Origin of the sequence: Treponema sp. Marseille-Q4523 (assembly GCF_016901105.1) — a bacterium.
Classification (GTDB): Bacteria; Spirochaetota; Spirochaetia; order Treponematales; family Treponemataceae; genus Treponema_D.
Genome location: NZ_JAFEVM010000007.1, coordinates 65,778 through 90,607, shown reverse-complemented (window position 1 = coordinate 90,607; position 24,830 = coordinate 65,778). Strand labels below are relative to the sequence as shown.

General features: G+C 51.0%; 21 protein-coding genes and 1 tRNA gene. 7 read left to right on the top strand and 15 right to left on the bottom strand.

The features are described 5' to 3' along the window. The 5 genes from JSQ97_RS03795 to JSQ97_RS03775 form a co-directional block, all read left to right on the top strand. On the top strand, positions 1-558 hold a 558-nt coding region (locus JSQ97_RS03795; RefSeq protein WP_205074824.1), incomplete at its 5' end, for a carbohydrate ABC transporter permease. Positions 559-560: 2 nt separating this feature from the next. After that, the gene (locus JSQ97_RS03790; protein WP_205074823.1) at positions 561-1,406 is read left to right on the top strand and encodes a carbohydrate ABC transporter permease; all 846 of its coding nucleotides are present in this window, start codon (positions 561-563) and stop codon (positions 1,404-1,406) included. A 311-nt stretch (positions 1,407-1,717) separates the two neighbouring features. Continuing rightward, positions 1,718-2,704, top strand: coding sequence for an ABC transporter substrate-binding protein (locus JSQ97_RS03785; protein ID WP_205074822.1), 987 nt, complete (start codon positions 1,718-1,720; stop codon positions 2,702-2,704). A 112-nt stretch (positions 2,705-2,816) separates the two neighbouring features. Beyond that, on the top strand, positions 2,817-4,526 hold the full coding sequence (locus tag JSQ97_RS03780) for an ABC transporter permease (RefSeq protein ID WP_205074821.1): 1,710 nt from the start codon (positions 2,817-2,819) through the stop codon (positions 4,524-4,526). Position 4,527: 1 nt separating this feature from the next. Next, positions 4,528-5,610, top strand: coding sequence for an ABC transporter ATP-binding protein (locus JSQ97_RS03775; RefSeq protein WP_205074820.1), 1,083 nt, complete (start codon positions 4,528-4,530; stop codon positions 5,608-5,610). 100 nt (positions 5,611-5,710) lie between these two features. Here JSQ97_RS03775 and JSQ97_RS03770 read toward each other — a convergent pair whose 3' ends face one another. The 5 genes from JSQ97_RS03770 to JSQ97_RS03750 form a co-directional block, all read right to left on the bottom strand. After that, entirely contained in the window at positions 5,711-6,499 is a 789-nt protein-coding gene (locus JSQ97_RS03770) for an ABC transporter ATP-binding protein (protein WP_205074819.1), read from the bottom strand. A gap of 3 nt (positions 6,500-6,502) precedes the next feature. After that, positions 6,503-7,465, bottom strand: coding sequence for an ABC transporter permease (locus tag JSQ97_RS03765; RefSeq protein WP_205074818.1), 963 nt, complete (start codon positions 7,463-7,465; stop codon positions 6,503-6,505). 78 nt (positions 7,466-7,543) lie between these two features. Then, positions 7,544-8,479: an ABC transporter substrate-binding protein gene (locus JSQ97_RS03760; protein ID WP_205074817.1), complete on the bottom strand. Its 936-nt coding sequence runs from the start codon at positions 8,477-8,479 to the stop codon at positions 7,544-7,546. Between the two features lie 607 nt (positions 8,480-9,086). After that, entirely contained in the window at positions 9,087-10,385 is a 1,299-nt protein-coding gene (gene hisIE, locus JSQ97_RS03755; protein ID WP_205074816.1) for a bifunctional phosphoribosyl-AMP cyclohydrolase/phosphoribosyl-ATP diphosphatase HisIE, read from the bottom strand. Positions 10,386-10,578: 193 nt separating this feature from the next. Next, on the bottom strand, positions 10,579-11,922 hold the full coding sequence (locus tag JSQ97_RS03750; protein ID WP_205074815.1) for an MATE family efflux transporter: 1,344 nt from the start codon (positions 11,920-11,922) through the stop codon (positions 10,579-10,581). A 156-nt stretch (positions 11,923-12,078) separates the two neighbouring features. Between JSQ97_RS03750 and trxA the strand changes: the two genes are divergently transcribed. Continuing rightward, entirely contained in the window at positions 12,079-12,390 is a 312-nt protein-coding gene (gene trxA / locus JSQ97_RS03745; protein ID WP_021331264.1) for a thioredoxin, read from the top strand. Continuing rightward, positions 12,387-13,067, top strand: a complete 681-nt coding sequence (locus JSQ97_RS03740; protein WP_205074814.1) for a tRNA-uridine aminocarboxypropyltransferase — start codon at positions 12,387-12,389, stop codon at positions 13,065-13,067. Before trxA ends, JSQ97_RS03740 begins: the two co-directional genes overlap by 4 nt. A gap of 114 nt (positions 13,068-13,181) precedes the next feature. Here the strand turns inward: JSQ97_RS03740 and JSQ97_RS03735 are convergent, their stop codons facing one another. From JSQ97_RS03735 to JSQ97_RS03690, 10 genes are all read right to left on the bottom strand, one after another. Beyond that, positions 13,182-14,894, bottom strand: a complete 1,713-nt coding sequence (locus tag JSQ97_RS03735; protein ID WP_205074813.1) for a glycoside hydrolase family 3 protein — start codon at positions 14,892-14,894, stop codon at positions 13,182-13,184. Next, on the bottom strand, positions 14,891-15,832 hold the full coding sequence (trxB, locus tag JSQ97_RS03730) for a thioredoxin-disulfide reductase (protein WP_205074812.1): 942 nt from the start codon (positions 15,830-15,832) through the stop codon (positions 14,891-14,893). The genes JSQ97_RS03735 and trxB overlap by 4 nt, the downstream gene beginning before the upstream one ends. A gap of 48 nt (positions 15,833-15,880) precedes the next feature. Then, a tRNA-Cys gene (locus JSQ97_RS03725) sits at positions 15,881-15,952 on the bottom strand. 130 nt (positions 15,953-16,082) lie between these two features. Then, positions 16,083-17,405 (bottom strand): sn-glycerol-1-phosphate dehydrogenase, encoded by a 1,323-nt coding sequence (locus tag JSQ97_RS03720; protein ID WP_205074811.1) that lies wholly within the window; start codon positions 17,403-17,405, stop codon positions 16,083-16,085. Positions 17,406-17,488: 83 nt separating this feature from the next. After that, positions 17,489-18,799, bottom strand: coding sequence for a sn-glycerol-1-phosphate dehydrogenase (locus JSQ97_RS03715; protein ID WP_205074810.1), 1,311 nt, complete (start codon positions 18,797-18,799; stop codon positions 17,489-17,491). Between the two features lie 41 nt (positions 18,800-18,840). After that, entirely contained in the window at positions 18,841-19,926 is a 1,086-nt protein-coding gene (gene leuB / locus JSQ97_RS03710) for a 3-isopropylmalate dehydrogenase (RefSeq protein WP_205074809.1), read from the bottom strand. Between the two features lie 63 nt (positions 19,927-19,989). Next, positions 19,990-21,594: a citramalate synthase gene (gene cimA / locus JSQ97_RS03705; RefSeq protein WP_205074808.1), complete on the bottom strand. Its 1,605-nt coding sequence runs from the start codon at positions 21,592-21,594 to the stop codon at positions 19,990-19,992. Between the two features lie 182 nt (positions 21,595-21,776). After that, positions 21,777-23,129 (bottom strand): tetratricopeptide repeat protein, encoded by a 1,353-nt coding sequence (locus JSQ97_RS03700; RefSeq protein ID WP_205074807.1) that lies wholly within the window; start codon positions 23,127-23,129, stop codon positions 21,777-21,779. A gap of 3 nt (positions 23,130-23,132) precedes the next feature. Further along, positions 23,133-24,320, bottom strand: coding sequence for a pyridoxal phosphate-dependent aminotransferase (locus JSQ97_RS03695; RefSeq protein WP_205074806.1), 1,188 nt, complete (start codon positions 24,318-24,320; stop codon positions 23,133-23,135). Beyond that, the gene (locus JSQ97_RS03690) at positions 24,320-24,814 is read right to left on the bottom strand and encodes an Lrp/AsnC family transcriptional regulator (RefSeq protein ID WP_205074805.1); all 495 of its coding nucleotides are present in this window, start codon (positions 24,812-24,814) and stop codon (positions 24,320-24,322) included. Before JSQ97_RS03690 ends, JSQ97_RS03695 begins: the two co-directional genes overlap by 1 nt. Positions 24,815-24,830 lie beyond the last annotated feature (16 nt).

Genomic DNA, 24,830 nt, shown 5'->3' with positions numbered 1-24,830 from the left:
ATATTCTATATATTACCTTGGATATTTACAGCAACGATTATAGCAGTTATATGGAGATTGCTATTGAATCCAAATGGGGTAATAAATTATGTTATTTCGTATTTACACATATCAAAATCAAATATAGAATGGTTTTCTTCCTCAAAATGGGCGCTCCATGCATTAACCTTTGTAAATATTTGGGCAGGATACCCTTTTTATATGGTAAGTATTTTAGCCGGCTTGCAAAGTATTCCCAAAGACTACTATGAAGCAGCTGTTATCGATGGTGCAAATATCGTTCAGCAATTTGCCGTTATTACAATTCCGCATCTCATTCCGATAATATTGAGCATCGCTATGCTTGATTTTATTTGGACAATGCAAGTGTTTCCTCTTGTTTGGATGGCAACGGGCGGAGGTCCCATACATGCTACGGAAATGCTAAGCACTTTTACCTATAAACTCGCTTTTAGTAATTATAAGTTTTCATTGGCTGCAACAAGTGCTGTTATTATTCTTATATTGTCTCTCTTTATGGCGTTCTTTTATGTAAAGAAACAAAAAATACGAGGATAAAGATGGGTAAGTCTATAAAAAGAAATAATTCGTTAGCTTCGGTTTTAGTCTGTATCGCATTACTTGCCGGATTGGTATACGCCTCGTTTCCTGTTTTCTGGATGTTTTTTTGTTCGCTAAAATCGAATACGGAAATCTTCTCACTTCCTCCTAAATTATTGCCGAAAGTGTTTACCTTAAGTGCATACAAAGCTATTTTTTCAAATTCTATCAAACTCAGATATTTTTTTAATAGTTATTTTGTTGCGCTATCGGTGACATTTTTGACATTGATTATAGGAATTCTTGCGGGATATGCTTTCAGTAGATTTTCGTTTATAGGGAAAAAGTTTTTAAATATATTTATTATAACAACACAAACAATTCCGCCTATCACATTACTCATTCCTTATTTTGGAATGCTCGTTTCTTTTCGTTTATATAATACATATTTTGCACTGATTTTTACCTATATGGTTTTTACCCTGCCCTATGCCGTTTTAATGATGACAGGATACTTCAATACATTGCCGAAAGAATTGGACGAAGCTGTTCTTGTTGACGGAGGTTCTTGTTTTCTTGCGTTATGGAAAGTTTTAGTGCCTGTTTCAATACCCGGAATTATAGCTACCGGAGTATACACTTTTTTACTTTCGTGGAATGAATTTCTATTTGCTTTGACGCTGACAAAAACCAACGAAATGAGGACGGTTCCTATCGGAATACAGCAGTTGATGGGACAACACGCATACGAATGGAACGAAATGATGGCTATGAGTTTATTGGGATGTCTGCCTGTTTTACTTATGTATTTGTTTGCTCAAAGATACTTTCTTGATGGAATGACTGCGGGTTCAGTGAAAAGTTAGAATAAGAAGAGTATGCTTATCCGGGATTCCGCATTATAAATAAAAATATGTGGAATCAAGGTGGTAAATCGTAAAAACAGTTTCATACTTACAGAAGGTAAGATTATTTCCTAATTAAAAAAATTTGTTTTTATTATTTATGAGAATATTTTATTGAATTTCATCTACAAAATTTTGATCTTCAAATAAACAACAATTAAAAAAACTTAACAAATAGCAAAACTGCCCTTACACTTTATAAATACATAAATTCCTTGAAAGAGGAATAATGAAAAAAAACACTGTTTATCGCTGCTCTTACTGCCGCTCTCATGAGCATACCCGTTTTTTCGAACGGGAGCAGTGAAAAAGAACAAACGCTGACGGTATACGCCGGTTTGCTTGAAGAGCACGCCGCAGCCGTTTGCAAAGCCTTCCAGGCTAAAACCGGTATCAAAACCAATTATGTGCGCATGAGTGGCGGTGAAATCTTTGCCAGGATCAAAGCCGAAAAAGAAAACCCGCAGGCGAGCGTATGGTACGGCGGCGGTTCTCTCACCTTTATCGAAGCGGACAACGAAGGTTTGCTCGAGCACTATATCAGCCCGGAAGCGAAGGCTATCCCGGCTCAGTTCAAAGATCCGAACGGCGCATGGACGGGAATTTATTCGGGCTATCTCGGCTTTTACGGCGATAAAGAGTGGTTCGACGCGCATCAGATGAGCATTCCGAAGTCATGGCAGGATTTGCTCGACCCCAGATTAAAGGGTGAAATCGTCATGGCGCATCCCGGTTCCTCTTCGACGGCATACAATATGCTCACGACGATTTTGCAGGTTATGGGCGAAGATGCAGGATGGAAATATATTCAGAAATTCAACGAAAACGTGCGTCAATACACGAAAAGCGGCTCGGCAGGCGGCAGAATGGTGCAGCTGCACGAAACGGCGCTGACGATCGGTTATCTTCACGACGCGGTCGCGTTCAAGCGCGAAGGATACCAGCACATCGTCATGTCCACGCCGTCCGAAGGTACCGGCTATGAAATCGGAGCCGTCGCCATCATCAAAGGTGCAAAAGAAATGGACGCTGCGAAAAAATTCGTCGACTTCGTTCTCACTCCCGAATGTCAGGAAATCGGTCAGACTGTCAACGCACTGCAGTTTTTGACCAATCCCAAAGCGCGTCCGCCGAAAGAAGTCGAATCGATCAAAAACGCAAAACTGATCGTACAGGACGACGCATGGTCGGGAGCGCACCGTTCGGAATTCCTCAATAAATTCAATACACTTACAAAAACGACACCACCGAAAAAATAACGGTTTCACTACGGAACGGATCCGAAAGCCGAGCGGGCATAGGATTCGTTCCTCACAACGGGGGCGGCGAAGATCGTCCGGTTCGCTCCCTTTCCTTTTTACGGAGACTTCAATGTCAAAAAACAATACTTCCGATTCGGCCGATAAAAGAAAAAATATCTTATCGGCACGTTTTGACGATTTAAAATTTTCGATGAGGGATCCGGCGCAATTGACGGCGGTCATAAGCGTCAGCGTTGTCGTCATCATGTTTATCATCATCCCTCTTTTTACGATACTGAAAGAAAGCGTTTTTAGCGGCAAAAAATTTTCGCTGCAAGCCTATACAAGTATTTTTAAAAATGCGTACGATTTAGGCATCATCTCCAATACATTGATTTTGGGTATCGTCGTTGCGCTGCTCGGAACGGTTGTTGCGTTTATCTTTGCGTATGCGACCACGTACCTCGCCATACCGCACAAGCGGATTTTTAAAATCTTTTCGATCCTTCCGATGGTATCGCCGCCTTTCGTCATTTCTCTGGCGTTCATTCTCCTCTTCGGACGAAGCGGTCTCATTACGTATAAATTGTTAGGAATACGCCCGGACATCTACGGCTTTTGGGGATTGGCCTTTACGCAAGTGCTGTCGTTTTTTCCGACCGGCTATCTCATGCTCACCGCGATGCTGCAAAACATCGATCCGTCGATCGAAGAAGCCGCACAAGCACTCGGCTCCAATCAAAACAGGGTATTCCGAACCATAACCCTGCCGCTGATGGCTCCCGGCTTGGCAAATGTCGTCCTGCTGCTCTTCATTCAAAGTTTGGCGGACTTCGGCAACGCGATCGTTATCGGAGGCAACTTTACGACGATGGCCGTACAAATCTATCAACAGGGTATCGGCAGCTACGATATGACCGGAGCTACCGCAATGGCCGTCATCCTGCTGCTCATTTCGGTACTGGCGTTTTATCTGCAAAACAGCGTCATAGGGAAAAAATCCTACGTCACCGTTACGGGCAAAGCGTCCAAGCAGCGCATCCTCATCGACAGTAAAAAAGTTACCGTACCTGTCTATCTCGTCTGTCTGCTGCTGTCGCTGTTCGTTCTCAGCTTATACGCGATGGTTCCGATCGGCGCTTTCGTAAAAATGTGGGGAGCCGATTTTTCTTTTTCGTTCAAATGGATACAATACGTATTTTCATACGGCGGCCGCTATATCAGAGACACTTCCGTCTTGGCCTTGATCGCCACGCCCGTCTCTTCGATTTTGGCGATGGTATCCGCTTTCCTCATCGTCAGAAAAAACTTTCCCGGCAAACGCACGCTCGAATGGTTTATCCTCATCGCGATCGCGCTGCCCGGAACCGTTTTGGGTCTCGGCTACGTACTCACCTACAACACGCCGCCGATCATCTTAACGGGTACCAGTTTTATTTTAGTCGTCGCCCTCGTCATCCGCAGTATGCCTATCGGAACGAGAGCCGGGATCGCGGCTTTAAAACAGATCGATCCGTCGATCGAAGAAGCGGCATGTATCAGCGGCGCCGGCATGAAAAAAGTTTTTTCATCGATCACCATACCGCTCATACGTCCGGTATTTTTCAGCTCGCTCGTATACGCGTTTATACGCGGTATGACGCTGGTAAGTACGATCATATTTTTGGTTTCGGCGAAGTGGCAGATGCTTACGGTCGCGATCATGAATCAAGTCGACCAGGGTCTGTACGGAGCCGCAAATGCGTACTGCCTCGTGCTCATCGCAATCGTAGCGCTCTTTATGTCGATCATGTACCTCTTTATGAAAAAGATGGGAATCAATCTCGATGAAGGATATTAAAATGAATACAACAAACGCAAAAGAAGTAAAACTGGAAAACTTAACAAAAACTTTTACGACAAGTACGCGCGGTACGGTAAAAGCCGTTCAGCAAGTCAATTTAACGATCAACCCCGGCGAATTCGTAACGCTTTTGGGACCGTCGGGATGCGGCAAAACGACGATACTGAGGATGATCGCGGGGTTTGAAAAACCGACCGGCGGCAAAATCCTCATCGACGGCGAAGACGTCATCTCCAAAACACCGGACAAGCGCGGGCTGGGTATGGTATTCCAAAACTATGCGCTTTTCCCGCACCTCAACGTTTTCGACAATATCGCCTACGGTTTAAAGCTGCAAAAATGCGAAAAAACGGACATGGAACAACGCGTTTTGGAAGGATTGAAAGTCGTCAAAATGGACGATTTTTCCCAGCGCGTTCCTGCACAGATGAGCGGTGGACAGCAGCAACGCATCGCACTCGTGCGCGCTTTGGTTTTGCGACCCGGAGTTTTGCTTTTCGACGAACCGCTTTCAAACCTCGATGCGAAACTGCGCCTCCACATGCGCGATGAAATACGGCGGATCCAAAAAGAGACGGGTATCACTTCCGTATATGTTACGCACGACCAAAGCGAAGCTATGGCGATGAGCGATAAAATCGTCATCTTAAAAGACGGTATCATACAGCAAGTCGGTACGCCCGAAGAAGTATACCAAGTGCCCGCAAACGAATTCGTCGCGAACTTTATCGGCAAAGCGAATTTTATCAAAGGCACGATCAAATCGAAAACCGATACGACGACGCAAGTCGATATCGAAAGCGCATCGTATACGATTCCCAAACCGACGAAGTGGAACGTCGGCGATACCATCACTATGGTCGTGCGGCCGGAAGCGGTCGAAGTCGGCAAACCCGATTTCAAAGCGCGCGTCGTAAAAAGCGTGTACATGGGCATCTGTCAGGATTATTGGGTAAGCTTCCAAGGCAAGGAACTCGAGTTTTCCGATTACAACCCGTCGGCAAAAACGATATACAAAGAAGGTTCCGAAATCGAATTCGGCATAAAAGAAAAATCGATCCACATACTTGAACATCAGTAAAATCTGTGCCGTGTGTATCTGTGCGTTTGATTCCGCGATTGCAGCTTTGCGCGAACGCACACGGCACTTTTTATTTACCGCGCCTCTATGCGCGGCCTTTTCACGAAAGCAGGAGACGATCGTTCGCTTCTCCGCCTGCGGCATCGAAACGTTTTAACAAATCTTCGACGCGCAGGTTTTTCTTTTCGTCGCCTTTCACGTCGTAAATGATACGCCCTTCGCTCATCATGATGAGGCGGTTGCCGCAGCGTATCGCATCTTTCATATTGTGCGTCACCATAAAGGTCGTAAGTCCGCCGTCGGCGACAAAGGTTTCCGTCAAATCGAGCACTTTTTTTGCGGTTTTCGGATCGAGGGCGGCAGTGTGTTCGTCGAGCAAAAGCAATTTCGGTTTTTGCAGCGTCGCCATGAGCAGCGTGAGCGCTTGACGCTGGCCGCCGGAAAGAAGACCGACTTTGCTCGTCATGCGTTTTTCAAGCCCCAAGCCGAGGAGCGCAAGCTTTTCGCGGTAGAGCGCGCGTTCGGCAGGCTGCACGCCCCACGAAAGCGTTCTCCGTTTGCCTCTCCTCATCGCAAGCGCGAGGTTTTCTTCGATCTGCATATTCGCCGCCGTCCCCATCATCGGATCCTGAAACACACGGCCCAAGTATTTCGCGCGCGCGTATTCGGGCATACCGGTCAAATCCATGCCGTCGAGAAAAAGAGAGCCCGTGTCGGTAAAGTGAATGCCCGCGATAAGATTGAGCAGCGTCGATTTCCCCGCGCCGTTACCGCCGATAACCGTGATAAAATCCCCGTCGTCGATTTCGAGGTTGATATTTTTGAGCGCGATCTTTTCGGTGATCGTTCCGGGATTGAATGTTTTCGATACGTTGAATAATTTTAACATCGCTTATGTCCCTGCCGTGTCGGTTACGTCCGTATCGTGCGGAACTTCCGCATCCGAAGCTTTTGTACCGGGGATGGCCGAACGGCGGCGGTGCGCGACGCTTCCTTTGACGACGGGAACGGAAAGGGAAGACGCGACGATGATCGCCGTAAACAATTTCAAATCGGTCGATTTCAATCCGAGCTGCAACACGATCGCGATGACGATCCGATAGATGACCGAACCGAAGACGACCGAAAGCAGCGTATACCAAAACGCAAAACGCTTTCCGAATACGACTTCCCCGATGATGATCGACGCGAGTCCTATAACGATGACGCCCGTTCCCATACCGACGTCCGCGTATCCCTGACTCTGCGCGACGAGCCCGCCCGACAGCGCAACGAAACCGTTTGCAAGCATGAGACCGAGCATTTTCATCGTGTCCGTGTTGACGCCGAGCGCTCTCACCATCCGCTCGTTGTTTCCCGTCGCGCGCATAGCGCTGCCGATTTCCGTTCCGAAAAACCAATACATGAGAGCGACGATACACGCGACAAAAACGGCGCCGACGGCAAGCGAAGCGTTCGCCGCGGTAAAACCGCACTTATCGGTAAAAAAAGTCAACACCGTATTGACGCCGAGCAGCGGCGTGTTCGCCTTTCCCATAATGCGGATATTGACGGAATACAAAGCGATCATCGTGAGGATGCTCGCAAGCAGCACGTGTATTTTTATTTTCGTGTGCAAAAGACCGGTCGCAAGGCCTGCAAGCATACCCGCCGCAAAAGCTGCCAAAAGCGAAAGGAGCGGATGTACGCCGTGCGCAATGAGCACACCGGAAACCGCTCCTCCCGTCGCAAAACTTCCGTCGACGGTGAGATCGGCTATGTCGAGAATTCGAAACGTAATGTATACGCCGAGCGTCATCACGCTCCATAAAATACCCACGGCGAGAGCGCCGTGCACTGCAAACAACAATCCCATCTTTGCTTAAACTCCGCCGGCGGCTGCCCTGCCGATTATCGATCGTATCCGAAAAGCGAATTTTTCGAACGCTCCCCTTTATTTCAAATCGTCGGGAATAGTCATGCCGATCTTCGCCGCCGTATCGCGGTTGACGGCAAGCGTACAGTGTTCGAGATATTGGATCGGCATATCGGCGGGCTTTTTTCCGTTTTTAATAATATCGAGTGCCATAGAAGCCGTCTGTTTTCCGAGCGCATAATAATCGATGCCGTACGTCGCAAGCGCACCCCGCTCCACCATGCCTTCTTCTCCGACGATCGTCGGGATCCTGTTTTCGTTCGCAACCTGCGCGACCGTCACGATACTCGATGAAACCATATTGTCCGTCGGCACGTAGATCGCGTCCACTTTACCGACAAGGCTCTGCGTCACCTGCTGCACTTCGTTCGTGCTCGATACCGTCGCGTCGATATATGCAAGTCCGAGTTTATCGCACTGCGCTTTTGCAAGACCGATTTGAAAGACGCTGTTCTGTTCGCTCGAACAATAGAGCATACCGACGGTTTTCGCATTCGGCACGAGACGCTTCAATAAATCGATCTGCGCGGTACACGGCGTCAAGTCGGACGTACCCGAAACATTCGTACCCGGCACATCGTTCGATTTGACAAGCTTTGCGCTTTCGGGGTCGGTGACGGCCGTAACGAGGATCGGGATGTCTTTCGTAAGATTCGCCACAGCCTGCGCCGCGGGCGTTGCGATCGCGAGGATCAAATCGCTTCGGTCGTTTACGAGCTTTTGTGCGATCGTAACGCAGTTCGCCTGTTCGCCCTGCGCATTTTCGTAATCGATCGAAATATTCGTTCCGTCGACATAGCCCGCTTCGGAAAGAGCGTCGACGAATCCTTTATATGCGTCATCGAGTGCCGGATGTTCGACAAGCTGTACGATGCCGATTTTAATCGTCTTTTTCGTTTCCTTGCAGCCGGCCAAAACGCACAGCGCTGCAAGTATGCCGATCAATCGTTTCATAATCGCTCCCCGCGGAAATACGGCACAGTCCGTGCACGGCGCTCCGCTGTCTTTTTGCATTAACAATATCGTAAAAATAATATTATCGTAGAAAACCGTTTGGATTTTAGGCGATGCGAAATCGTACCCCCGAGTCGGCATTTAGTCAATACTCTTGTTACTATCCTTGACAAAGGGGGAAGCCTCCCCCTCGCTCCCGTCCTTTTCACTCCGCAAGCGTAAAACTGTCGTTTTCCCCTTGCTCCGTTCATACGGCCGTTCGCTACCCCTTCCAGCGGGGACACCCCGCAACGCCCCGTCTACAGCATGAAAAAGGTATGAAAGCCGACTGCAATTCCTTATGAGGACACAAAGCGCAGAGAACTTCGCGCTCGTTGCAAGTTGCACGGGAATCTTTGTTTTATTCAATGCACGGCACGGATGCCGTGTCGCACTTTTGCAAAACAACTGCGCATTTTTGCAAAGCAAAAATGCGGTAGTGAGCGGTACACGGATGTACCGCGAACGAACACTGCTCGGAAGCATTCTTGAAGTCGAGAGTTGAAAAACGGCAGAGCCGTTTTTCTTTTTATAGGAGACGCACATAAATCCTCCGCACTGCTCGGATTTATGTGCTCTTATGTCGTCTGTCGAGCTCTGCATAAACGTCGTGCCAGGTGACGCCTTCGCGGTACATGAGCACGTTCATAAAATAAAACAGATCCGCGGCTTCCCACACGACATCCTGCTTCGTCTCCGCTTCGTTGCACAACTCGTCGGCTTCTTCCAAAATCTTTTCACGAACGCGCTTTCCGTCGAGCGTCGCAGTATAAGAACCGGGCTTCGGGTGCGCAAACCTGTCCGCGATGATGTCGTACAATCTTCCGGCGGACGACGTTTCGTCCGCTTCGCCCGTAAAGCAGGTAAAGCTTCCCGTATGGCACACGCCCCCGTGGGGGACGACCGTCGCAAGCACGGTATCCCGATCGCAGTCGGCGCGAAGTTTTTTCACCCCAAGATAGTGTCCGCTGTGCTCGCCCTTCGTCCACAGCACTCCCCGCGTACGGCTGAAAAAAGTCAGCTTGTTCGTTTCAAAGGTTTTTTCAAACGCTGCGCGGTTCGCATAACCGAGCATAAGCACGTCTCCGTTTACGCTCTGCGCGATCACCGGAATGAGCTCGACTTTATCCCAATTCAAACAGCCGATAAACGCATCGCCGAGCGAAACCTTTCCGGTGTAGAGCGCCATACCGAGCTGCACGTCGCATCCGAGCTTTTCAAGCTGCACGATTTCTTCCGCCGACGAAACGCCGCCTGCGGCGACGATGCGGCACTGCACCGCTTCGCGCAGTTTTTTGACCGCATCCGTATCGGCGCCCTGCATACAGCCTTCTTTTTCGACGCAGGTAAATAAAATTTCGCTGCAGTATTTTTCCGCAAGCACGGCTCCTTCTATGAAGGGCACGTCCGTCGTTTCCGTCCATCCGTGCACTGCAACTTTTCCGTCTTTCGCATCGACGGCGATGATAACGCGCTCGCGGCCGATCGCCCGGACAAGAGCTTCGAGAAATTCGACATCGAGCGGGCACTCTCCCGCTTTCGGATTTTTTTTCCAGGCCGCAGAACCGATGATCACTTTTTCCGCACCGAGTGACACGAGTTCTTTTGCGCGTTCCACGCTGCGTATGCCGCCGCCCGTGCGCACGTTGCCTTTGCGCAAAAGCTTCTTTAAAAGCGGCGTATTTTTCGTGTCGCCGCGCACATCGACGTTTCCGAGCGCCGCATCCAAATCGATGACGGCGACTTCGCCGTACCTGTCGAATTCTTCGATGAGCGATTCCGCATCATCCCGCGCAAGCACCGGCTGCGCACCGTTTTTCAGCTGCACGACGCGTCCGTCTTTTAAATCAATGGAAGATATGACCATAGGCGCAGTGTAGCAAAAAGCGGACGGACTGGCAACATAAAAAAATTATTAAGAAAAGAAATCGGATCCGTCGATTTGCACGAAAATGCGGACATACGCAGGAGGGAAGAATAAGGGCGCGGGGAAAAGAAACCGTCGGTGTCGTTTCCCCGCCTGCCTTATCGATATGACGTGATACCGAGCACGTCGAAAACTATCGCTTGTTAAATTGTTTTGCAAGCGTACGCTTGCAGCGGATAAACGCGGGTATCAAAAAGCAGTCTGCCAAAAGCCATGCGAACGGAGAAGCGAAACCCGCGCTCACAAAACCGAAATGCGGTACCATAAAGACGCCCATGAGCATACGCGCGATCATTTCGAACACGCCGGAAAAAATCGCAAAGCGCGAAAATCCCATGCCTTGAATCATAAATCGGAAAATATTTACGACCGACAAAAGAACGTATGCGGAACCGTTTTGCAGCAAAAACAGTTTTGCATTTTTAATAATTTCCGTCTGCTCTCCGTTCATAAAGAGCATGACAAGATAATCGCCGAAGATAAAATATATGATGAGTGCAATCATCGAATACGCAGAGGCGATAATCATACTGTCGCGCACGCCCGCACCGAGTCTGTCGATTTTGCCGGCACCCGTATTTTGTCCGCCGTAGGTTGCCATCGTCGTGCCGAGCGCATCGAATACCGTACAGAAAAACTGCCCCACGCGGGTCGCGGCTGTAACTGCGGCGACGGCGGCGGAACCGAGTCCGTTCACCGATGCTTGCAGGATAACGCTTCCGATCGCCGTTATGGAATACTGCAGCCCCATCGGCACGCCGACGCCGCACAGCACGCTGCAATAATTTTTATTAAATTTTCGCTCGTCGCCTTTCGGTTTGATGATGTCGAACTTTTTGATCATATACAAAAGACAGGCGATGCCGGCGACTCCCTGCGAGATAACCGTCGCGAGCGCCGCTCCCTGCACGTCCCAGTGAAACACGAGGATAAAAATCAAATCGAGTGCGATATTGAGCACCGACGAAAGCACGAGAAAAAATACCGGCGTTTTACTGTCGCCGAGCGCTCGGATCAAACCTGACGTTATATTGTATAAAAACGTAAGCGGAATGCCTGCGAAGATTATCCTGATATAGTCGCCCGCACGAGAAAGGATGTCTTCCGGCGTTTCCATAGCAAGCATGAGCGGATCGCAAAAGATAACCGTGCCGACAGCCATGACGGCGGAAAACGCGACGCACAGGTATACGATATTCGCGACGTACTTCCGCATGAGCGAAAAATCTTTTGCACCGAAACGCTGCGATACGGGGATCGTAAAACCGTTGCATACGCCCATGACGAATCCGATTATTAAAAAATTCACGGCGCCGGTCGAACCGACGGCCGCGAGCGCTTGAATGCCGAGAGATTTTCCGACGATGACCGTATCGGTGAGGTTGTAAAACTGCTGGAAGAGATAGCCGAGCAGCACCGGGATCGAAAATTCGAGGATGAGCGGAAACGGTTTTCCCTGTGTCAAATCTTTTGTCATAGCACCACCCGTAAAGATATGCAAAAAGTCGGCCGTGTTGTGAAAGCCGACGAATTTGCGATTATCACTGTAGCGAATTTCATTTGCTTTTACAATAAGAAAAGACTATATTTAAATAAATACAATTTTATAATAAATAATATACCGGAGGTAATTATGGAACTCACGCTTACTGCGGAGAATTTTAACAGCGAAGTGCTCGAATCGGATCTTCCCGTACTCGTCGATTTTTGGGCGTCGTGGTGCGGTCCGTGCCGCATGATGGGGCCGGTCGTTTCGGAAATCGCCGAAGAAAAAAAAGGCGTACTGAAAGTCGGCAAAGTCAACGTGGACGAACAGGAAAGCCTTGCCGCGCAATTCCGCGTCATGAGCATTCCGACGTTTATTTTGTTTAAGAACGGCAAAGCCGCCGCTCAGCAAACGGGTGCGATGAGCAAAGCCGATTTATTAAAATCGCTCGGCGTATGAGCGATCGCTGCTGGCGCTGCTTTCGGCCCGTGCACTGCTGTCTCTGCAAATACGCGGAGCCGGTAGACGCGGGTGTCAAATTCGTGCTGCTCATGCATCCCAAAGAAGCCAAGCGCGAGCGTACGGGAACAGGCCGCATCGCGCACGTGTCGCTCGTCGATTCGGAAATCCTCATCGGGCTCGATTTTTCAAAAAACGAGCGCCTGCACGAACTGCTTTCCGATGAGCGCTACTTTCCCATGCTGCTCTACCCGGGAAAAGATGTGAACACGGTACGCACCGAAGGATTTGCCGATCTCATCGGGGACAAAACGCTTCTCGTTCTCGTCATCGACGCGACGTGGTTTTGTTCGCGCAAAGTGATCGAGCACAGCGCTTTTTTGCTTGATCTTCCGCGTCTCTCTTTTGCAGGCAGCTACCGCTCCGAGTTTACGTTTAAGCGTGAGCCTTCTCCCGATTACATCTCCACGATCGAATCCTGTTATTATCTCATAAAAGAGCTGCAGTCCGTACATCTTGCAAACGAAAATGCGAATCCCGAACCGCTTATGACGGCCTTTCGAAAGCTCATACGCGATCAGCTGCAGGCGCAAAACGACCGCATCGACGGCAAGCTTCCCGACACGCACAGCTACAACTGGAAGTACACAAAAAAAGTTGCGATCCCGAAAGATTAATAATTTTTTCAGCGGCTCAAAAAAGGCGACAGCGGAGAGCGGGTTAAAGCGCGTAAACGGCATTCGTAAAGCACGTTGATTGAAAATGCGCTCAACCGTATCGGTGCAAGCGCTTTACGGTTTAAACGGCAGCGTTCCTTGAGCTTCGTATTCGCCTGCAAGTGCGCCGAACATAGCATCGAAGGTATATGCCGACCAGCTGTATCCCATGACAACGGAATCCGTCCAGCCGAAATCGAGCGCATATTCCGGCGACATGATCGAAAAGATCACGACTCTCTTTCCGCTTCCTTTGAGCATGCGCGCGATACGTGCAGACTGCGCATTGGAAACGCAGCAGACGACCGTGTCGTAAGAAGCGGCGCTTTCAAGGATGCGGTCGCACATATACTGCGTTTCGTTCGGTCCCGGCTCCGAAGAAAAACGGTAATCGCCGGAAGACACATAGCGTCGCTTTCCTTCACTGAAAAATCTTGAAAGCGAGCCGACAAAGAGCACGCGGCCGGCATCTTTGCTCGAAAGCGGCAGGGTACCTTTTTTGTACAATGTAATCGATCGGCACGCCTGTTCGAGAAAAAACTTTTCGCCTTCTTTATCGGGGATATGCCGTCGAATCGCAGCCGCGTCGGGATAAAGAGGAGCTGCGTTTCCGCTTTTAAAATAGTCGAGTTTCGCTTTTAGGACACGGTATGCCGCATCTTTTACGCGCTCACGAAATGCGCCGTCTGTTTTCATTCGGTCAAGATTTACCGCCCACAGCGGTTCGTTTAAACGCGCCGTCGTAGAAGAGATGAGGATATCGTTGCCTGCCGCTATCGCGAGGTAAAACGCGTTCGTCAAAGAACCCGCATAGAGCGTATCTCCGTTCATCATCATATCGTCCGTGATGATCAATCCGTCAAAACCGAGCTTTCCGCGCAGCAAATCGGTGAGAAAATATTTTGAAAGGGATGCGGGCGCACCGCTTGCATCGATTTTCGGAAAACTCAAATGTCCCGACATGATCGCGGGGATTTTTTGCCTGACGAGGTATTCGAACGGAACGAGTTCGCGATGCGTAAACGTCTTTTCGTCGATATCGATTTCGGGGAGCTTTACATGCGAATCGCCGTCGGTGTCTCCGTGTCCCGGAAAATGTTTTGCCGTAGGGATGACGCCCGCCGCGATACTGCCGGCGGAAAAAGCCGCGCCGAGGATACCCGCACGTTCGGGGTCGTCGCCGAAGGAGCGCGGCCCGATGATCGAAGAAGCGCGGTCGGTAAAGAGGTCGACCGACGGCGCAAAATTCATATTGATGCCGAGCGCTTTGATTTCGCGCGAAATATAATACGCGCTGTACCACGCGTCGACGGGATAGCCCGCAGCTCCGATCGCCATATTGCCCGGCGTGATCGACGTTTCCCCTTTGACATGGCGGATCCAGCCGCCTTCCTGATCTGTCGCGACGAACAGAGGTATTTTAAATCTCGTCTGCGCCGCGCTCCGCTGCAGCGAAAAAATCGACTCTGCGACGAGACGGATATCGTCGGTGTTCCATCCGAACACTTTTACGCTGCCGAGCCCGCGGGAAACCCAATCGTACAAAAGCTGTTCGGGCTCCGCACCCGCCCAGCCGAACATAAAAATCTGCGAAAGGCATTCCGCATCGCTCATGCGCTCGACGATCGTGCGTGCAAGCGTCTCCGCCGGATAATCGCTCCAAAACGTGACATCACGGGGAAGCTCTCGAAGCGGTTCGGCGCTCGTTTCGCTCTGTGCAAAAACGCGCGGCAAAGCGGCGATCAGTATATTAATAATTAATAATATCGATTTTGCAAAGCGTTTCATGTTCCGTCTCCGGGCGGTGAAATGCGCTTTATGTATTCGGCGGCTTCGTGCGCGGCAATCGCACCGTCGGAAACGGCCGTAATGATTTGGCGGAACGGCTTTGCACGCACATCGCCCGCACAGTACAAGCCCGGCATGATCGTCTCCATCTTTTCGTTCGTCACGATATAGCCCGACTTATCTTTCGGCAGCGTATCGAAGAGAGCCGTGCGTGCTTTCATGCCGACAAAGATGAAGACGGCGGCGGCAGGCAGTTCCGTCTGCACGCTCGTCTCCGTATCTTCGAGCAATACGGATTGTACCCGTCCGTTTCCGCGGATTTCTTTTACGAGCGTATTGTATTTGACGTTTATGTTTTTTTCGTTTTTCACTCTTTCGACGACGGCGTACTCCGCGCGGAATTGCGCTTTGCGATGGACGAGCGTAACATTCGGAGAAAGCGTTGCAAGGTAGAGCGCTTCGGTACACGCGGAATCTCCGCCTCCGACGACGACGATCGCTTTATCTCGGAAAAAAGGACCGTCGCAGGTCGCGCAATATGAAACGCCCCTGCCGGTCAATTCTTTTTCACCGGGAACGCCGAGCATACGGTGTTCGGCACCCGTCGCAATAAGGAGCGCGGAAGCGGTATAGACGCCGCCTTCCGCACGAACGTAAAACGTATTTTTGATTTTATCGATCGAAGCGATTTTTTCCTGCACGATCCGCGCGCCGAAAAATTCCGCCTGCTTTTTCATCGTGTCGATAAAATCGATTCCTGTAACGGCGGGAAAGACGCCGGGATAATTTTCAAGCTCGACGATCTGCAGCACCTGTCCGCCCGGACCGAACGGATCGAAAACGACCGTACGCAAACCCGCACGCGCGGCATATTGCGCCGACGCGAGTCCCGCGCTGCCTGCTCCGACAATGATGTAATCGCACGAAATGGTTTCCATACGCCGCCCCGATAAAAAAACCGGAACATCATGCGATATTCCGGCCCAAGGCGTCGAGCGGAATTGAACCGCTGCATAAGGGTTTTGCAGACCCGTCCCTTACCACTTGGGTACGACGCCGTTCGTACTATAACAAAAAAAACGGCAGTATGTCTAGAGGCATACAGGGCAATAAAATGTATGCACAAATGACAATAACCCCGATACACAAATGAAACGCGAAGCCGCGGGACAGGTGCAATCGACTGATTTAAAGAGCGACCCTGTTTACTGTTTCGTCAAGTTCGCCGATATCCCAAAGCAGGCGCGTTCCCACATATTTATCGCGGATATCTTTCGTGCATTTTACAAGCGTCGGAATATCGCGCGGGGCGACACCGAGTTCCGTAAGACGCAGGGGCATGCCGAGCGCTTTCATAGTATCTTCGATTTTCTGCGAAGGCGGAAGCATCTCTTTCATCACACTGCGCAATTCGGGCCACTTTTCGGCAATCTTTTTTATGCGTGCTTTGTGCGAGGCTTTATCGTATTTGCGCTCTTTCGCTTCGAGTGTGATCATCGACTCGGCGGATTTTCCGACAAAGGCGCGCAGCGTTTTGCTCCATTCATCGTAATCGAAGGAGGCGACATACCGCTCGGCTTTTGCAATATCTATCGCATCGATCTTTTCGATTTCCTCATACAATTTCAGCGTATACAGCGTCCCGATGCCCGCTTGAATACCGTGCAAATCCGCAGGGGTTCCGAAGACGAGATGCCGCATATCGATGATGTGTGAAATATAGTGTTCCATGCCGCTCGCAGGCCTCGTAACGCCCGCATACGCCATCGCGCAGCCGGCAAGCAGGAGTCCGTCGGTCAATGTCCGTACCGCCTCTTCGTCCCCCGACAATAAACGAGGGGCGGCATCGAATACCTGTTGCAGCGCGCTTTGCAGAAGAGATGCAATCTTTTCGCAATAGTATTCGCCGGTGATGATGTGCGAAATCTTCCATTCCGTTACGCTCACATATTTGGCAAGCATATCGCCGAATCCCGCCAAAATCATGCGCCGAGGAGCGTGTGCCAAAACGTCGATATCCGCAACGACGGAGTGCACCGTAGCGGACGGAAGCGATACTTTGAGCGACTGCACGTCCATCGATGAAGTCGGAGAAACCATGCCGTCCATACTCGGCGCCGTCAAAACGAGGATATACGGACGTCCGCTCACGCGCGATACGAGCTTTGAAACGTCGTTGATGACTCCGCTCCCGACCGCAACGATATAATCGCAGGACGGATCCCAAAACATCATAACGCGCCCGAACGTTTCCTCCGTCGGCGCAAGCGGCTCGATCGTTTCATATACATAGGATGAAAACGGTATGCCGGCATTTTTCAAAATATCCGAAACCGTATCGCCCGCCGCTTTTTTCGTATTTTCGTCCATTATAAGAAACGGTTTTTCGGCGCCGGCTTCACAAAGCAATGACGGAAGCGATACAAGCGCACCTTTTTCGATTATTAATTTTTTTACGTCGCATACGTGTTTTTTTCCGCAGCCGCACGATCCGCCGTTATTTAATTCCATATCGCCGCCTCCTTTACAAAAAATATAGGGACGCTGTGCCGGACGGCAAGCTCATCTTAAAAACAGCACACTGCGGCAGTATATTAGGCTTTGTCCCATGCGCTGAAATAGGTGCCTGCAGGATCGATAATGCGTTCGATCATCGCATCAAGCAGTCCCGTTTCGTACAGCAAATCGACAACAGTATATCGGTTCCGCATCATCTGAGCAACGCGCATACCGTACCGATGATCTTCGATCGACAGACAAATATCACTCGGTTCGGTCGGACAACCGGCCGTTTGAAACATCTCTTTCAGCTTTGCAAACGGGATGATCTGCCCTTCGATTTTTTGCCGCATCTCGTCCCACTTGTCGGCAATCGCAGATTGCCGCGCGGCAAGCGCATCCCCTTCCAAAAACTTTTTCCGGCATATTTCGATTTGTCTGTCCCGCACCGACGGCTCTCGGACAAAATGCGCGATCGATTTTTGCCGCTCTTCCCACGTTTCGGGTGTATACGATGCGGCCGCTTTTTCCACATCGCTTTTCGATAATTTTAATAATTCTTCCATAATCGCGGTAGTCGTCAGCGTACCGATCGCAACTTTAAAACCGTGAGAAGCTTCTTTACCGCCGACGGTGCAGCAACCGTGCATTTCCCATACGTGGCTCATAAGATGCTCGGCGCCGCTTGCCGGGCGGGAATCGAAATACTCCTGCATTGCAAAACCGGTTTGAATGAGCCCTGTAAAAACGGCCGCTGCGGTTTGGGGATCCCGAGCGCGAAGTTTTGCAGGCTCGGAAATCGCGGCTTTAAGCGAGGGCTGTACCATATCCCACACGCTTTCAACGATTTTTTCGATACCGAGCGCATCTGCAATAAGCCAATCCGCGCCCGCAGGAACTTTCGCCGCCAAATCGCCGTAACCTGCTGCGATCATATCGATCGGCGCGTTCGACAAAATATCCGTATCTGCGACAACGAGAACGGGAGCGGGACACGGAAGCGTCGTCTTTAATCCGCGGTCGGTAATGGCCGCACCGTTGCTCGTAAAGCCGTCTACCGACGGTGCGGTTGCGATGCACATATACGGCCGCTCCCCTGCAACATAGGATGCCCGCTTGCACAGATCGTTGATCGTGCCGCTTCCGAGCGCAACGGCGATGGCGTCGGGCTTTTCTTCGAGCGCCCTCTGCACAGCCGAAACGTGCTCATCGTCCGCATATATCGTTTTTGCATCGAAACAATGACTGCTGCATTCGTCAAACCGGGAAACGATGATATCTTCGGCAAGGGCTTGCGTATTCGTATCTTCTATGATTAAGGGTTTTTTACCTGGAAATTTTTTATGGAACGCTTCGGCAACTTCTTTCACCGCGCCGCTTTTCATCAGCAGTTCGCTGCGTATCATATATACCTCAAAATATTTCAGCCGTTTTTCCCGCCCGTGTCCTATCCCGCAATACGCTCGGCGACGAGCTCGCCCATCTTTTTCGTGCCGGCAAGTTTTCCCGCAGCTTTTACCGCCGCAATATCTCCCGCAATGTCTCCGGTGCGCCAGCCTTCGTCGAGCACGCTTTCGACGGCAGTCTCGATCGCGCGCGCTTCGGTTTCCGCGTGAAAGCTGTAGCGCAAAAGCATCGCTGCGGACAAAATCGTCGCAAGCGGGTTCGCCGCATCTTTACCCGCAATGTCGGGCGCGGATCCGTGAATCGGTTCGTAGAGTCCCGGCCCGCTTCCGTCGCCGAGAGACGCGGATGCGAGCATGCCGATGGAACCGGTGATTTGACTCGCTTCGTCGCTTAAAATATCGCCGAACATATTGCTCGTCGCGATGACGTCGAACTGCTTCGGGTTTCGCACGAGCTGCATCGCCGCGTTGTCGATATACATATAGCCGAGCGAAACGTCGGGATAATCGCCTTTGACGCTTTCCGTAACTTTGCGCCACAGTCGGCTCGTGTTGAGGATATTCGCTTTGTCGACGACCGTGAGCACTTTCCGCCGCTTTTGCGCCGCTTCAAAGCCGAGCCGCACGATGCGCTCTATTTCATGCCACGAATACGTTTCCGTATCCCATGCGCTCTTTCCGTCCTCCGACGTACCCCGCTCGCCGAAATAGATGCCGCCGGTCAATTCGCGCACGATGAGGATATCGATGCCGTCGCCGGAATCTTTGAGCGGACAGGCTTCTTTGAGCTGTTTGAACATGACGGCGGGACGGAGGTTCGCGTACACTTTCATGCCGCCCCGTAAACCGAGGAGCGCTTTTTCGGGGCGCATTTCAGGCGCGACGTTGTCCCACTTCGGTCCGCCGACGGCTCCGAGCAGCACCGCATCGGATGCGAGGCAGATATCGAGCTGGTCTTTCGGAAGCGGATTTTGCCGGCTGTCGATCGCAGCCCCTCCCGCAACGACATTTTTGTATACAAATTCGTGCCCGTATTTTTTTGCGACGGCGTCAAGCACGCGCACCGCTTCCGCTACGACGTCCGGTCCGATCCCGTCGCCGGGAATAAGCGCAATCGTTTTTTTCATATCAACCTCACTTAGCGCACATACAATCGAATTTTATTAATTATTAAAATCCGACATGCGTGCTCATATCATTTTTCGAAAATGTTTTTCGATATCTTTTATCAATTTATATTCGAACGAATCGACGAGGGCGAGCCACGAGGCTTCCATGATATCCGCCGAAACGCCGACCGTCGTCCACGAATCGTTTCCGTCGGTGCTTTCGATGAGGACTCTGACGCGGGCTGCGGTCGCGGACTTTCCGTCGATGACGCGGACTTTAAAATCGGTGAGCCGGATCTTTTTTACTGCCGGATAAAATTTTTCGAGCGCACGGCGGAGCGCGATATCGAGCGCGTTGACGGGGCCGTCGCCTTCGCCTGCGGTCACCGCGATCTGGCCGTCGACTTCCACTTTGATTTGAGCACATGCGTTGACTCCCTTTTCGGGCCTCGGATTGATGCCGCTCGTCTGATAATAATGCAGCGTAAAAAACGGCTGGTATTTTCCGATCGTTTTGCGCACGAGCAGTTCGAAACTTCCGTCGGCTCCTTCAAACTGGTAGCCTTCGAATTCGAGCTCTTTCATTTTTTTAATAATTCCCAAAACGACCGGATCGTCTTTTTGAATCGCCGGATCGAATTTCTTGATCTTTTCGATGATCATGCTGCGGCCGGCAACTTCGCTCATGAGGAACACGCGGGAGTTTCCGACGCTTTCGGGAGCGATGTGTTCGTACGCATCGGGATTTTTGATAACCGCATCGATGTGCATGCCCGCTTTGTGCGCAAACGCGTTCGCGCCGACGTAGGGCAGCTGCGGATTCAGGGCGATATTCGCGATTTCGGCTACTCGCCGCGCGATCGGTGTAAGCGATTTCAGCTTTTCGTCCGGAAGGCAGGTATAGCCCATCTTCAACTGCAAGTCGGCGATGATAGTCGCAAGGTTCGCGTTTCCCGTGCGCTCACCGAAACCGAGAAGCGTTCCCTGTACGTGACGGGCTCCCGCTTCGACCGCGACGAGCGAGTTCGCAACGGCAAGCCCCGAATCGTCGTGCGTGTGGATACCGATAAGGGCTTCGCGTCCGAAATGAGCGTACACATCGGCGACCGCTTTTTTGCATTCGTCGATGAGGCAGCCGCCCGTCGTTTCGCAAAGCGTGAGTACACCGGCTCCCCCTTCGATCGCAGCTTTGAGCGTTTTCAGCGCATAGTCTCTATCGTACCGGTAGCCGGTAAAAAAATGTTCGGCGTCGTAGATGACGCGGCGCTTGTTTTTCGTTAAAAACGCGCACGTATCGCGGATCATCGAAAGGTTTTCTTCGAGCGTCGTTTTAATAATATCGACGACGTGGAATGTCCACGACTTTCCGAATATGACGACGTCTTCCGTCTCCGCCGCCAAAAGGCTTTGCACGTTTACGTCTTCCGCACACGAAATATCTTTTCTGCGCGTCGCGCCGAAAGCGCAGAGTTTCGCATTTGCAAGCGGCGTTTTTTTTATCTCCTGAAAGAATTCCATGTCTTTCGGATTCGAGCCGGGGTTCCCCGCTTCGATATACGCAACTCCGAGTTCGTCGAGCGCGTGCACGATGTGAATTTTATCCTGAACCGAAAGACTGATCCCTTCGCCCTGTACGCCGTCGCGCAGTGTCGAGTCGAGGATATCGACCGTAGTGTTTGAACGCATATTGATAGTTATAATGGAAACGGCGGATAAAGGGAAGTACGGAAAATTTCGATATCGATTGCGAAAAGACGCGCCACTTGCAACGAGCGCGAAGCGCGAAGTTCCCCGCGCGACTTGCAACGAGCACGAAGTTCCCCGCGCAAAGGGCGGAGCTGCTGTCGGTCCTACAGCCGATTTTCCGCTTACATAAGCTTTTTCAGCATCGAAACGAGGCGTCCTTTTTCGATCAAGTCGATGGGACGGCCTTCGGAGAATTTGTGCGCGCCTTCGGTAAACGCACCCGCCGTGATGCAAAAGCCTTTGTCGCATTTCATATCGCGGAGCTTTGCGTGAAATTCGCGCACGTACAATTCACCGATCGCTCCGGTGCTGCGGTAAAAACGGAACAGCTCGGAATCTTCCCAGCGCGGCGTATCGACGGTACAGAGGATTTCGACGAACTCCTGCGTCACCGTAGAGTCTTCGATCTTTACCGTCGCATCGGAATAATACGAAGCGACAAAGCGGCGGCAGAGCGCTACAAAATCGCCCGTCGGCGACATGAGGTAGGTTTGCAGGTTCGCGTTCGTATTGAGTTCCTGATAGCGCTGGATCAGAGCGGGCACGTCTTTATAGCCCGGCACCGTATCCTGTATCTCTTTGAGATAGGTGAGCGCTTTGCCGATATTTTTTTGCGCGAGATACACGTTCGCGAGCCGATAGCGCAGCGTCGTCTGCAGATCAAGTGGAACCTCTTCGAGCTTTAAACCGATTTCGTAATCCTGCTCTGCAAGCTGATACTGATTTGCGTGTTCGTGGATCAAGCCCGCCGAAAGACAGGACTGAGCGCCGTACCGGGGATCCGGGCGCAAGTGCATAAACACTTTAAGCGCTTTATCGCCGTAGCCCGTTTTATCCATCGCCGTCGCGATCGCAAAAAGCGCGTCTTTGTCGGTCGGATCCTGATCGAGCACGCGGCGAAGGAAGGGAATACTTTCACGGTAATGCTGCGATTTAAAATACGCCAAACCGAGCGGTTCGTCCGTTTCCGTCGATTCGGGATCGATCGACCGCGCTTTCCTGAGACACAGGATTGCTTTTTCGTATTCGTTTTTTTGATACATGAGCCGTCCGAGATAAAAGTTCGCATCGAAATTGTCCGGCTCGAATTTGCATGCGGACAAAAGTCCGCGTTCGGCGTCTTCAAATTTATTGAGATGAAACGCGGAAATGCCTTGCCGCGCAGCCGCCTTTCCCGCATTGATTTCGACGTGCGTCGGTATCAAATCGAAAAGGAGGTTGTAGAGCGGGAACGCTTTATCCCAATTTTGCTCGTCGTAATACAGTTCGCCCAGCGTCGAGAGCGCCTCTACGTTGCGCGGATCGCGCGCGAGCTTTTTCGAACACTCGCGGATAACGAGGCGTCTGCTCTTTTGTTTGCCTCCCGCACCGGCACCTTTTTCGCCCCGTGCTGCGGCGGAACGAAGCGCCAAAATGAGAGATGCGACAACGGCCGCGAAAACGACGGCTATTAAAATCGGTATCACTGCATCCATCTGTTAACGATTCGTCTCCCGCTTTTTCCGAAGCTCGGTCACCAGTTCCGCGATACGCGAAACGGCAATCTTTATTTTGTTGATATCGGTCGCATAGCAGCATCTGATAAATCCTTCGCCGCCTTTTCCGAAACAGGTGCCCGGCACGACCGCTACTTGATAATTTTCGATAAGCTGCGTTGCAAATTCTTCGCTCGTCAAACCCGTCGAACGGATATCGGGAAAAAGATAAAACGCCCCCTCTCCTTCCGTACACGGAAGTCCCATATCGCAAAACGCTTTATACATGAGGTTCCGCCGCTGCTCGTAACTCCGCCGCATCCTCTCGACTTCGTTCCATCCGTTTTTCAAGCCTTCGATCGCCGCGTATTGGCTCATGATCGGAGCGCAGATCGTGGAATACTGGTGCAGCTTGCACACCTGTTTTGTCAATTCCGCATTCGCCGCGAGATAGCCGATACGCCATCCGGTCATTGCAAAGGATTTCGAAAATCCGTTGATGATGACCGAGTAATCTTTCATGCCCGGAAAACTGCCGATCGAAACGTGCTTACGTCCGTCATATACGAGCTCGCCGTAAATTTCATCGCTGATGCACCAGAGCTTGTGCGCTTTGACCACTTCCGCAATTTTTGCAAGCTCGTCGCTCGGGATCATGCGTCCCGTGGGATTCGACGGAGAGCACAGCATGAGCGCTTTCGTGTGTTCGGTAAGTACAGCTTCGATTTTTTTCGCCGTCGGGATAAAATCCGTTTCGCTCGTATCCAAATGAACGAGGGTTGCGTCGCACTGTTCGGAAAGCGGCTGATACGAAACGTAGCACGGCTCACACACGATGATCTCATCGCCGGGATTCAAGACGGAACGGAGTACCGCGTCCACCGCTTCCGAACCGCCGATCGTTGCGATAATTTCGTTTTTCGGATTGTAATACATACCGTAACGCGCAAGGTAGCGAGCGATCTCTTCACGCAGTTCGAGAAGCCCCCAATTCGACGTATACGAAGTCTGCCCCTTTTCGAGATGATAAAACGCTTCTTCGCGCAGCTGCCACGGCGTCGGAAAATCGGGCTCGCCGACACCGAGAGAAATGATATCGTCGCGACCGATTATCAAATCGAAAAATTTACGAATGCCCGACGGAGGTGTTGCGAGAATTTTTTTGGAAAAGCGATCGTCGCGCGTGTTCATCAGGCGGTCACTCCTTCACGGCCGTCGCGATCCTGTTCGACGTAAACGATATCGTTTTCTTTGTATGTCTTTAAAATAAAATGCGTTTTCGTAGAGCGCACGCCTTCGATCGTCGAAAGTTTGCTCGCGACGAAGAGCGCGACTTCTTTGAGCGTGTCGCCTTCGATGATCACTTTGAGATCGTAGCCGCCGCTCATGAGGTAGAGCGATTTTACCTGCGGAAAGCGCCATATCCTGTCGGCGATCGCATCGAAGCCCCTATCGCGTTCGGGAGTCACCTGTATTTCGATTTCGGCGTGCACGCGGTCTTTCAGTTCGCCGTCTTTTTCCGGATTGACGATAGCCGCGTACTTCATGATGATGCCGCCGTCTTCGAGTTTTTTAATGACGGCACGCACTTCATCTTCGGTTTTTCGCGTCATCGCGGCAATGTCTTCGACGGAAAGGCGCGCATTTTCGCGTAACAAATCGAGAATCTCTTCGGCAATATCCATACTACGGCTCCTCAAA